Origin of the sequence: Chelativorans xinjiangensis, from assembly GCF_009812055.1 — a bacterium.
GTDB classification, from domain to species: Bacteria; Pseudomonadota; Alphaproteobacteria; order Rhizobiales; family Rhizobiaceae; genus Chelativorans; species Chelativorans xinjiangense.
Window position 1 is genome coordinate 73,016 of record NZ_WQNH01000017.1, and the last position, 11,759, is coordinate 84,774.

An 11,759-nucleotide genomic window follows, 5' to 3' on the forward strand; every position below is an offset into this window, starting at 1 on the left:
ATCCGTAGCCGACTTTCCCGGCGTCATTGGTCCATCTCCATGCGAGTCTCGATCTCCAGCCGGTATCTGCCTCCGTTGCTTCGCCAGCGCTCAGTGATCACATCCTCGATGTGGTCCAGACGGGCCTCCGCCAACTCTGTGTCGGCCCCGAAGTAACTCAGGCGCAGGACCGATTGCTCTGCGGAGAGAATGCGGATCAGTTCGTCCATACCCTCGGCCCAGGCCGGGTTCAGCGCCGGCTCTCCAGCAACAAAGGCATCCTCTCGCAGGTCGAGCCGCACCACACGGCCGAGCGCCGCACCGAAATTGAGCTTGGTCATCTTGCCCGCTGTGAGCCGCACGACGCGCGGGTTCTCCGTCGTCAGGCGGTACCCCGTGGGCAGCGTGCGCGGATCGAGCTTCATGATGAAATTGGAGCCGATGCGGCTGTCCGGCAGGTCGGCGCAGGCAACGTGGAAGCGGCCATGCGCGTCGGTGGTCACCAGCCAGCCATTGACCGTGGCCATGCGTACGCCCGCCAGCCCTCGCTCGCCCTCATCCTGGTAGCCGTTCAGGTTTCCGTCATTGAACACCTTGCCGACGATGTCGCCGCAGTCGAACACCGGCTCGGCGAGGATTTCCACCACCGCCGTTGCCACTGGCGTAAGGCGCCGGCCTGAAGAGTCTTCAACCACCGCCCGGTTGACGTGTTCGCCCGGACCGGCCGAGCTCAGCGCCAGAAGCCGGAGCTGGATCACAAGCTCATTGCCGCTATCGACCTCAAGGCCAGCAAAGCGGATATTCCGCCCTGCAATCTCCGGCGCCACTTCTACGCCACCAACCGTCGCCGATCCTTCAACGAAACGGAAGCCTGCCGGCATCATGTCGACCACCGTCAGATCCGTCGCCCGCGCTGGAGCGTTGTTGGTCACCCGGATCGTGAACGGCGCCTGCTCACCCCGGCGAATGGAGCGCAGATTGGCGATCTTGGTGACCGTCAGCTCAGCCGGCGCGGCGGCAGGCAGGCTGATGATGGATGTCGAGGCGCCCGAGGTCACGATGCCGTCGAATGTCCGCCCGCGTGCCGTCGCTGTGTTGACGATGCCGTCCGCAACACCTGCCGCACTTGCGATGTCGTCCTCGCTCAGCGTGTAGGTGGCGGTGAAGATTGCCTGTTTGTCGGGGCCCAGCGTAACAGGTTCTGGCGTGAACCTGGACAGGGGACCGCTCGCGGCCTGACCATTGAGGGTCGGCCCCTCATCCTCCGGCCAGACATTGGTGATGGTCTGCCCGCCATCATTGACGATGGTCAAGGTGTAGGTCAGCGTGTCCCCGGTGCTGGCATGGCCGTCGCCATCGACGTCATTGAAGCGGCCGGCTTTCTGGAGTGTCAGGCTGGCCGGATCGGGCGGTACGACCGCGGTGTCCGGTGAGCTTTCCAGCGTTGTGCCAGCCGGGCTGATGCCCGTGGCCGTCGCCGTATTCTCGACCGAACCATTGTCCACCTCGTCCTGGCCTGGCGTGTAGGTCGCCGTGTAGGTGACACTTGCTCCCGACGCCAGAGTCTGTGGGCTCGGCGAAACGGATATTCCGGCATTCTGCAACAGCGGGTCGTCCACCGTTACATCGGTGAGCGTTACATTCCCTGTGTTGGTAACGAGGAACGAGAAAGTGATCTCCTCGCCCTGATCCAATAGCCCGTCACCATCCACATCGTTGAGAGTGCCTGTCTTTTCGATCGTTAGCCCCGGCGTTTGATCCGGCGGCACGGTCGCGCTGTCCGGCGGGCTCTCCACAGGCGGGCCGGAAGGCGGTGTGCCTGTGGCCGTCGCCGTGTTGATCACCGAGCCATTGTCAATGTCGGCTGGCGTCGGCGTGTAGTTGGCCGTGAAGGTTGCTCTTCCCCGCGGCGCCAGCGTCTGCGGAGCCGGCGAGACGGACACATTCGCATTCCGCAGCAGCGGATCATCGACGGTAACGTTGCTCAGCGTCAGCGTGCCCGTATTGATGACGAGGAAGGAGTAGCTGATCGTCTCACCGGGATCGAGCAGACCGTCACCATCGAGGTCGTTGAGCCTGCCGGTCTTTTCGATTGAAAGCGCCGGTGTCTGTTCGGGCGGCACCGTCGCCGTATCCGGCGGGCTCTCCTCCGGCGGGCCGGAAGACGGTGTTCCGGTGGCCCTCGCCGTGTTGGTCACCGAACCTCTATCGATCTCGTCCTGACCTGGCTCGTAGGTCGCCGTGAAGGTCACCCGGCCGCGCGGCGCCAGCGTCTGAGGGCCTGGCGAGATGGAGACATTGGCGCTCCGAAGCAGCGGGTCGTCGACCGTCACATCCGTGAGCGTCACGGTGCCCGTATTGGTAACGAGGAAGGAATAGCTGATGGACTCGCCCGGATCGAGCAGCCCGTCGCCATCCGAATCGTTGAGCGTGCCAGTCTTGTCGATAATGAGGGCCGGCGTCTGATCCGGCGGCACGGTCGCGCTGTCAGGTGGGCTCTCTAACGGCGGACCGGAAGGTGGCACACCAGTGGCGCGCGCCGTGTTGGTGACCGAACCATTGTTGATGTCGTCCTGCGTCGCTGTGTAGGTCGCCGTGAAGGTGAAGCTCGCGCCGGGCGCCAGTGTCTGCGGCCCCTCACCGACTGAAACCATCGGATCGTCGACCGTCACATCGGTCAGCGTCACTGTGCCCGCATTGGTGACGAGGAACGTGTAGCTGATGGTCTCGCCGAGATCGATCAGCCCGTCGTCGTCCGTATCGTTCAGCGTGCCGGTCTTGTCGATGGTGAGGCCGGCCGTCTGGTCAGGCGGCACCTGCGCCGTGTCCGGCGGGCTCTCCACCTGTGTGTTCGAGGGGGTGGTGCCGGTGGCGGTGGCGGTGTTCTCCACCTGGCCCGTGTCGATATCGCCCTGCGTCGGCGCGTAGGTTGCCGTGAAGGTCACGCTGCCGCCTGGCGAAAGGGTCTGCGGGCCGGGCGAGACCGACACCTGGGCATTCCGCAACATCTCGTCGTCAACGGTGACGCCGCTCAGCGTCAGCGTGCCCGTATTGGTGACGAGGAAGGAATAGGTGATGGTTTCGCCAAGGTCGATGAAGCCGTCGCCGTCGGTATCATTCAACGTGCCGGTTTTGTCGATCGACAGCCCCGGCGTCTGCTCGGGTGGCACGGTCACGCTGTCCGGCGGGCTTTCCACCGGCGGGCCGGAGGGCGGTGTGCCGGTGGCTGTTGCCGTGTTCTGCACCGAGCCGCTGTCAATGTCGTCCTGCGTCGGGGTGTAGGTCGCGGTGAAGGTGAAGGTGCCGCCCGGCGCCAGCGTCTGCGGCCCCTGATCGACCGTTACCAGCGCATCGTTCACCGTCACATCGGTGAGCGTCACGTTGCCTGTATTGGTGACAAGGAAGGAGTAGGTGATGCTCTCGCCAGAGTCGATGAGGCCGTCGCCGTCCGTATCGTTCAGCGTGCCGGTCTTGTCGATCACAATGGCAGGCGAGCTTGCAACCGTCACCGTGTAGTCGGCGCAGTGATCCACATCCGAACAGCTCGGGCCGGGGGTCGGCGGGGTTCCGTTATTGAAAGGATCGCGGCCACCACCCACGCTGGCATAGTTGACCTGATCTCCCAAAGCATCGGCAGTAAGCTCAACCGGCAACGCCAACCCCAGCGTGTCGCCCGATTGGCCGCTTGCAGCGATAACCTGGTTCGTAACGCAGGTGACGAGCTGGCCCGAGAACGTGCAGCTCCAGCCATTGTTCGTGTGCGTACCCGTCCAGTTTGGAAGAATTCCATCGGGAAGCAGGTCGAGCACGGTCACTTCGGCAGCGGCCACGGACGGCGGATTTCCCGTTGCTACCGGGCCGTTGTTGGTCACGGTAAGCTGGTACACGGCGCCAGCGTCATCTACCTGCCAGACATTACTCGCAGCGTTGCTGCCTTTTGTGACGGCCAGGCTCGGAGCGACAACCGTGAGCGAATGATCCTCAACCTCGCCGTCGGTCGACGTACCCGTGGGGAGGGCGAGGGAGGCCGTATTGTTGGAATAACGCAGGCGGATATAGCTGACGCCGGGCGTCAGGGTCTCCGGAATTGTCCATGTGAGGGTGGCTTCGGTGCCGGAGCACTGCGCCTCGGTACGCTCGTCCTGATCGAACGCGCCGCTGCGGTCGAAGTCGATCCACGCGGCAACCGTACCTGTCCCCGAACACAGTATCGTTTCAGACAGCTGCTCACCAGTCTGGAGCACGCTGATGGTGTAGTTTTGCGGCCAGGCGTCTTCCTCTGCCGCGCTTTCGCCATTGGCGCCATCGGTGTGAGTGGCCTCCAGCTCGGTGTCCGGGCCGCGGCTGCCCAGATAGTCGCTGTTGGGCGGCGCGAGACCGCCGGGATCATAGGTATTGGTGTTCAGATTGTACTGGTTCCCGTCCTCGGGAATGTTATCAGGCTGGAACTCCATGTCGGCGACGAGGTGCATGACCTCGCCGTAGCTTTCGGGCGCGTCGCTGAAATCAGCGTAGGGTGCGAGCAGGCCGATGGCGATCGCGGTGTTGCCGCCGCCCTTGATCTCGAAATCCATGCTGACGTTGGGAGAGGGCGTATCGAACGCGAGGAACGTCACCGCCGCAGTGCCGTCGTCGGTGCCAGGGCCGAATCGGATGGTCCTGCCGTCAGTGCTCTTTTGCGCCATGTAGGTCCCGGCGCCAGGATTCTTGCGCATTTCGACGGCGAACCAGTGCCCATCTGCCGTGGCCTGGACATACTCGTTACTTGCACCGGTACTGCCGTTGATCGCCTCCGCGTCGGCCATAACCAAGCCCTTCAAGGGGAAGGGATCGCCGCCCAGGGTAGCAGTGCAGCTCACCGTGAAGTTCGAGATTCCGCCCCCTCGCATGATGCCGTTGATGAGCTGGTTGCTCGTGCCGGTGCCGCCGATGTTGTAAAGATCATCCAGACTGTCGCCTCTCCAATCGCCAGGACGATAGGCGAAGAGTTGCTGGCTCGCGATACTGCCGGTTTGGTGGACGATGTTGAGCAGGGTGCAGGTGACATCGAGCGAGATGCCCCCGGCAACGGAAAGGCTCGCAGAGGTCGTAGCACCATTGTTGAGCTGTGGCCTATTGGCGCTGTTATATGCGGCGGAATCACCCCAAGTCAGCCACAACACGTCATCGCGGTAGGCACTGCTCCCACCCGTTGCATATTCGGCAGACAGGGCGGGCCCGGAGGCGATAATCGAACAGAAGGCAAACAGTCCCGCGGCGCGTGCAAGAAGCAGAGAGCGAGCGCACGCGCTAGCGCGCGGCGAAACCAAATCCATCATTGGGTGTCCCCCAGAGTTCGTTACTAGCCGATGGCTGGGGGACGACTTAAGTCGCTGCTTTCAGTATTACTTAGCAATATGCTTACTGTTGCACACAGCAACGCAAATACAAGCGGCGCCCCTGCAAAACGGGTAGGTCTGGTGCGCGGTAGACAAAATGCCTGATTCGGTATTTCAGGATGCATGCATCATATCGAAAAATTAGCATAAACTGCTCATCGACCGGCCACGGATAGGGGCTCGCAGCACACCCGGCTACGTTAACGCCCGACTCGCGCGGGCGTCGTATATCTATATTTCTTCATAGTTGCAGTGAGATGGCTCTGGTTCGAAAACCCGGCCAGGTACGCGATTTCCGCAATCGCCAACTCGCCCTTGATGAGAAAGGTCTCGGCGGCCGCAAGGCGCACCTCGATAAGATATCGGTAAGGCGGCATACCGAACGTTTCTTTAAACGCACGGATGAAATGGACTGGTGAAAGGCCAGTCAGCGCTGCAAGTTCGCGAATCGACAATTTCCGCGAAAAATGTTCGTGCAAAAAATCGCGGACGAGCTTGGCCTTGGCTGGTGTCAAGCCACCCCTTGGGCCGGCAGTTCGCCTGCCTGATACACCATATGTTCGCAGGACATGCGCACCGAAAAGCGTGACGAGTGAATCGACCACCAGTTCGTTCGCTCCACCAGGCCTCTGCAATTCTGCCTTCATCTCGCGGGCGATACGCAGCGCCCGCTGATCGACTGTTCCGAAGGCGGGCGGCTGCAGCGCCACGTCTGCGAGATCGAATTCTTGCGCTGCCAGATCAAGCATGCTCGCCGTGGGGATGCCGACGCAGATGTTTTCCCGTGTGGATTGCCATCTGACCTGACTGTCCCAATTGGCCGGATTGACGACGATCATGCCCAGTGGCGCATCGTATGTCTGGAATTTGTCGCTGCCGAGACGCGCGGTGATGCCGGGCGAAGGCGCAAGCATCACCGCGAAGAAATGATGTTCGGAGACAAAGGAGTGCGTTCCAGGCGCGCGGATAGAGTGTACGACGCCGCCACGATAGGAGAAATGCCTTGGGCCTACCTCACTGGGTATTACGTCCAATATGCGACGATCGACATACTGTTTCAGCATCAATGCGCGGCCCCCCGTGCAAAATTTCCGCTCCGCAACCCGCGCCGGAAAAACAAAAGAAAAAATAGACTCTTAGATGATTCGTAGAGCTGGTATATTTCTAGATGATGGCGATTGCCAGAACGATAGGTGTGGGGCCCGAGTTATGAACAGGTCGCCGGACTTCCAATGTGATGTGGCACGGACCCAGCATGCGCATCGCGCTCTGCTCCAGGGGCAACGCACAGGGGGCGAGGGACATCTTCTAAAGCTCTTCTAGCCTCGGTCCAGTGCCGGAGCCTATTCTGACCACTGCCAGCCTGCAGGGTAGGTGTAACAGACTGCAAACGAAATGCGGCGAAGCCGCAAACATCGGCCATTTCCGGACCACATTAAGTGCGAATGGGTTCCGGCATTAGATTGGGCAGGTCGGCCTAAGCCTCCAAAGGGGTATCGTGCCGTGCTGGCCTGAACGTATTTGTCTTAACCGCCTGCCCGGCTGGTGGACGGAGCCGGACAGGCGCAGGCAAGCCATTTTGTGGTGAGGGGTGGGTGGCTTGCCGTCTCGAAATCGAATTATCTTTCTGTGTTTTTGCCGATTTACCCAAACAGGTTTTGGCCGGAGGATGCGTTGGGCAGATGACCACTGGTGTCGACAGCGGACTGCGAGAGCGAAGCAGGGGCAGTTTGGCTATGAGCAGAATGCGCCAGAGAGGCCATGGCCGGTGCAGGGGACCAATGGGTCAGCGCAGCATCCATCGCGGCCGTCATGCGCGCGGCTCGCCTGCCTGAAGCTTCGATGATGCTGCGCGCCTCCGCTCCGCTCGTCGCTCCTACTGCGATACGCCCGTCGAGGTGATAGCGCGGCAATGGCACCACCAGGCCCAGGCGTTTCTTGACACCATTGACCAGCCGCTTGATCGGGCCGTTCTTCGGCTCGGCCAGATAGCCGGTGCCGCGGCGGGCAAACGCCTCCTCATAACGCCGGTCCGCAAAGGCCTTCGTCTTGGCTTCCATGGTATCGCCGGGCAGCTCTCGCAGGAATATTTCCGTCCAGGCATCGCCGGCCGGGGAGGGCGTCGCTCCGTCGTTGACGGCGAGAGCAACATCGCCGGCCAGGCCGGTCGTGCCATCGGTCCTGGTGAATGTGCTCGTGCCTGTGATGGCCGAACCGTCGGGGAAGGTCTTTTGCCGTTCCGCCTTCGGTTCAAGGCCGACGCTCTCGATGCCCGCCTCGGTCAGCGTTTTCAGTTCGCCAGGATCGACGTTTCCGTCCTGGTCGGCGTCCTGCCAGACGCGGGCCTTGCCGAAATCCTGATCGCCCGCATCGAGCCTGCCATTGCCATTGGTGTCATAGAGGTCTTTTGCCGCCGACATGTCGGTGTGGCCGGACGGATCGATGCCCCGGTCGCTAAGCTGGCTGACGAAATCGAGCTCCTGTCCATCGAACGTGCCGTCGCCGTTCACATCAATGCCTAAGAGCCCGTCGCCCAGGCCGATTCGGGCCGCCTTGTCCGGCACGCCGTTGCCGGTCCAGTCCAGGCCGGCGGGCGTTTGGGGATCGAGCGGTCGCACATCGATCTTGCCATCGCCGTCGAAATCGAGGGCGATGGGGGCCACGGCATCGTTGTCATGCCCTCTTCCGCTGGGCGCTCCATGAGAGCCGCTTCCCCCAATGGGAGCGCCCCCTGACCCTCCGCCTTGACCAGGTCCAGGCCCGCTAGGGCCGAGCGATGGTCCGCCTTGGCTGTGGCCCCGACCCGGCCCTACGCTTGAGCCGCCGAAACCATTATCACCCCGGCTTGGCCGGCTTGTCGGCGTCGGAGCAGTGCTCGGCAGGCTGACACTGCCACCAGGGGAGCTTTTTCCGCCACCGGAGGAGTGGGAGGGACTGCTGCCACCAGAGGGGCGGGAGGAACTGCCGCCACGCGAGTCGCTGGTGCGGTCGCTATTTCCCCCGTACAAACTCTCGCTGAAACCCTGCCCTTGCGACCCTCGCTCACTCGAATGCCCGGACGAGCCAGATCGGTTGGCATTTTCCTGCTTTTCGCGTTCGGCAGCTGCGGCTGCCTCCTTGGCCTGTTGCTTGCGATCGGCTTCTGCTTTGGCGGCGGCCGTCTTCTTGCGCTCGATCGCCAGAGCTTTCTGCTGGGCGGGTGTCAGCGGGCGCTTGGCTTTCTGGGCGCGGCCAGCCATTTCGAGAAGCTCATTGTGGCTCAGATAGCGGATTTTCAGTTTGGACGAGTTCCCGATACTCAAAACGCCGCCGGCCTTGATGACCAGGTTCCCTTTGATCGTCCCGCTTCCTTCAAGGGCCTGCCCATCCTCGACAGTGATGTTCTTTGCGGCCTTATGAGCGGCGGCAGCCTGCTGTTCGGTGAAGGATGTCGAGGCCTTGCTCTTCTTGCCGACATCGTTGGAGCGGTTGAGCTTACGGTCATCAAGCATATCCTCCGCAACCGCCCACATGCGGTCGAGGATTAGCTTACCAACAAAAGCTTCCTTGGCCCGCACCGCGTAAGCCTGTGCCCAGGCACGCATGGCTAAAGTACCCAGCGCCTTGTCCTTTGCCCAGGCTTTGCTTTTTTGCCAGCTATTGATGTCGGCGATCAGCTCTTCGTCGGCGGCGATGGTATCGTAGATGTCCTTGGCAAGGCTGTAAGCTTTGTCATGGGCTTTAAAGATCGTGTCCAAGGTGTCGTCAGGCTCGGGCTCAAAACTTGTCCCGTTTCGTTTGCCGCCGGTCCATCCCGGCCCGCCATATTTGCCATAGGTGGGGACCGCCGCCGCCGGATCGAGACTTTTGAGCCGATCCAGCAACCTTTGCAAATCATCCTTGGATAAGCCCTGGAGGTAAACCATTCCGGCAGTGCTCAACATGTTCTATTCCTCTCTCATTCCCACAAAGCACGGCGCGTCCGTCTCATTTGGCCATGACGTCCACGTTGTATTTATTGAGGATCCCTCCACCCCGGTTCCAGGTCACAATCTCGATCTGCCCCTTCTCCTGAAAGCGCCCGGCGGTTACGAACAAATCATCCTGAAAGTGTAGGATACTGATAGCTCCTATGGTCAGATCGGTGGCATCGATGCTGGCGGAGAGTGAGCCAACTTCACGGAGCGTCGCATCTGGTTCTACCCGATAAAGGATAGCCGGCGCATAGTCGGCGAGTACATAGACTTGACCTTCGTATAGAAATCCCCCGGACGGCAATTGTGTCGTGAGGGCGGTGACACGCGGCCCGATTTCCGGCTTCCCGTCCTTCATGGTGATGGTCCAGAACTCATCCGCCCCTACCCCCGCATCGACAACAACGATCCTGTCGCGTGCCGGGATGAGATCGAAGGTGGATACGATCGGGTCGCCCGTTGATTCCGCTCCATCCTCGCAAAGGACAGACCAATCGTAGAGGCTTTTCTTGGTCTCCGAATGCGACTGCAAGGCACAGTCTTTCCCATCCAGCTGAAACGGATTGAGAATCTTCGCTGACGTCGTCCATTCGGTGCGGGTGCGGTTGGCCGCGAAGTCGTAATGCACCGTCGAATAGCGGTTGCCCTTCTTGGCGGTCAGCATGAACTGGCCTGTTGTTCCCGGCTTTTCGTTGAGACTGGTGTAATCGCCTCCCGGCAGTGACAGGGTGCGTTCGCTGCCGTCTTCAAGGTTCAGGAAATAGGCAACCGCACCCGTTTCGCGCGCAATGATGGCACCGGCGATTGGATAGCTGACGGCTAGACCGCCAAACGCGATGCTCGTTCGAAACGAAACTTCTCTGTCTTGGCAAGCAACGAGCACCCCTTGGGCAAGTAGGAGAATAAGGGCTGTGATCGCTAAGCGCACAGGGGTACTCCTAGACTCTGCGTCACGTGCCCGGGATTGTTCGACATGCTCTATTCCTCTCATTCCCGCAAAGCGCGGTGTGTCCGTCTCATTTGGACATGACGTCCACGGTGTGTTTATTGAGGATCTCGCCACCCCGGCCCCAGGTCACAATCTCGATCTGCCCTTTCTCTTTGAAGCGCTCGGCGGTCACGAACAGATCGTCTTGGAAATGCAGGACGTGTGGGCCGTAGATTTCGGCGGCATTGATGCTGGCCGAAATTGGCCCTTCTTCCAGGTAGGCACCGTCTGGTGTCACACGGTACAGCGATGCTGGTTTTGGATAGACAAGTACGTACGCCTGGCCGTGATGCAGAAATCCACCTGATGGCAACGCATCGTAGGGCAAAGGCGCGGTGACACGCGGCCCGATTTCCGGCTTCCCATCCTTTATGGTGATGGTCCAGAACTCATCCTCCCCCTCCCCGGCATCGACAACAACGATCCGGTCGGGGGCGGGGATGAGATCGGAAGTGGATACGATTGGGTCGCCTGACGATTTTGCCCCATCCTCGCAAAGGACAGACCAGTGATAAAGGCCTTTCTGCGTCTCTGCATTTGGTCGTAGGGCGCAGTCTTTCCCATCCAGCTGAAACGGGTCGAGAATCTTCGCTGACGTCGTCCATTCGGTGCGGGTGCTGTTGGCCGCGAAGTCGTAATGCACCGTCGAATAGCGGTTGCCCTTCTTGGCGGTCAGCATGAACTGGCCTGTCGTTCCCGGTTTCTCGTTGAGGCTGGTGTAATCGCCTCCCGGCAGCGACAGAGTGCGCTCGCTGCCGTCTTCAAGGTTCAGGAAATAGGCAACGATTCGATCCTCGCGAACAATGATGGCCCCCCAAACAGGATAGCTCATCGCCATATTCCCGAAGGCGGTGGTGGTGCGATGATAAGTTTCGCGATCGGCGCAGGCGATGAGGGCCATGCCTTGGGCAAGCAGAAGAATAAGGGCTGTGATAACTAAGCGCACAGGGTTCTCCCGGTGTCGTGCTGGGTCGTGGCCATGCGCCAAGCCGCCCTCTCGTCAGCCTCGATGCGGAGACTGGAAATGGCTAAAGAACTGATCGCGCCTGACAAAGCTGCCGATCTCAACTCCAGAATTTTGGCCTGTCGGGGACTTCTCATAACCCAACTCGTGAAAGTTATATTGTATAAATATACAAATAAATCCATATATTGGATTTATAATGAAGTTCTTTATCATCTTTATCAATAGTGTGACATGGATGACAAGAATAACTAGGAACCGTTGCAAAAATTTCTGAATGCGCGGCCCGCACTCGGATGCTTTGGGGCAGGCATTTTCATGATCGATTTCAAGTGGCCGCACTCTCGCGGAGAAACGATCTCGTAGGCTGTGCGCTGGTACTGCAAAATACGGTGTCAGCTATCGTGATCTGAGAGCCTGACCTGAAAAGAATGGAGTGATATCAGTAGGTTGTGATTCCGTCGGATTTGCAAAGATTCGATGGAGGACACGATGCC

Annotated in this window: 5 protein-coding genes; all 5 read right to left on the reverse strand. The window is 60.4% G+C overall.

The window, feature by feature from the left end; genetic code table 11:
* Positions 1 to 23 precede the first annotated feature (23 nt).
* Positions 24 to 5,141, reverse strand: a complete 5,118-nt coding sequence (locus GM910_RS13155) for a CshA/CshB family fibrillar adhesin-related protein (RefSeq protein WP_159588014.1) — start codon at positions 5,139 to 5,141, stop codon at positions 24 to 26.
* Positions 5,142 to 5,557: 416 nt separating this feature from the next.
* A complete protein-coding gene (locus tag GM910_RS13160) occupies positions 5,558 to 6,421 on the reverse strand; it encodes a helix-turn-helix domain-containing protein (RefSeq protein WP_159588023.1) in 864 nt (287 codons plus the stop codon).
* 579 nt (positions 6,422 to 7,000) lie between these two features.
* On the reverse strand, positions 7,001 to 9,280 hold the full coding sequence (locus GM910_RS13165; protein WP_159588015.1) for a hypothetical protein: 2,280 nt from the start codon (positions 9,278 to 9,280) through the stop codon (positions 7,001 to 7,003).
* A gap of 43 nt (positions 9,281 to 9,323) precedes the next feature.
* Positions 9,324 to 10,238 (reverse strand): hypothetical protein, encoded by a 915-nt coding sequence (locus GM910_RS13170; RefSeq protein ID WP_159588016.1) that lies wholly within the window; start codon positions 10,236 to 10,238, stop codon positions 9,324 to 9,326.
* Between the two features lie 88 nt (positions 10,239 to 10,326).
* On the reverse strand, positions 10,327 to 11,244 hold the full coding sequence (locus GM910_RS13175) for a hypothetical protein (RefSeq protein ID WP_159588017.1): 918 nt from the start codon (positions 11,242 to 11,244) through the stop codon (positions 10,327 to 10,329).
* Between the last annotated feature and the right edge of the window lie 515 nt (positions 11,245 to 11,759).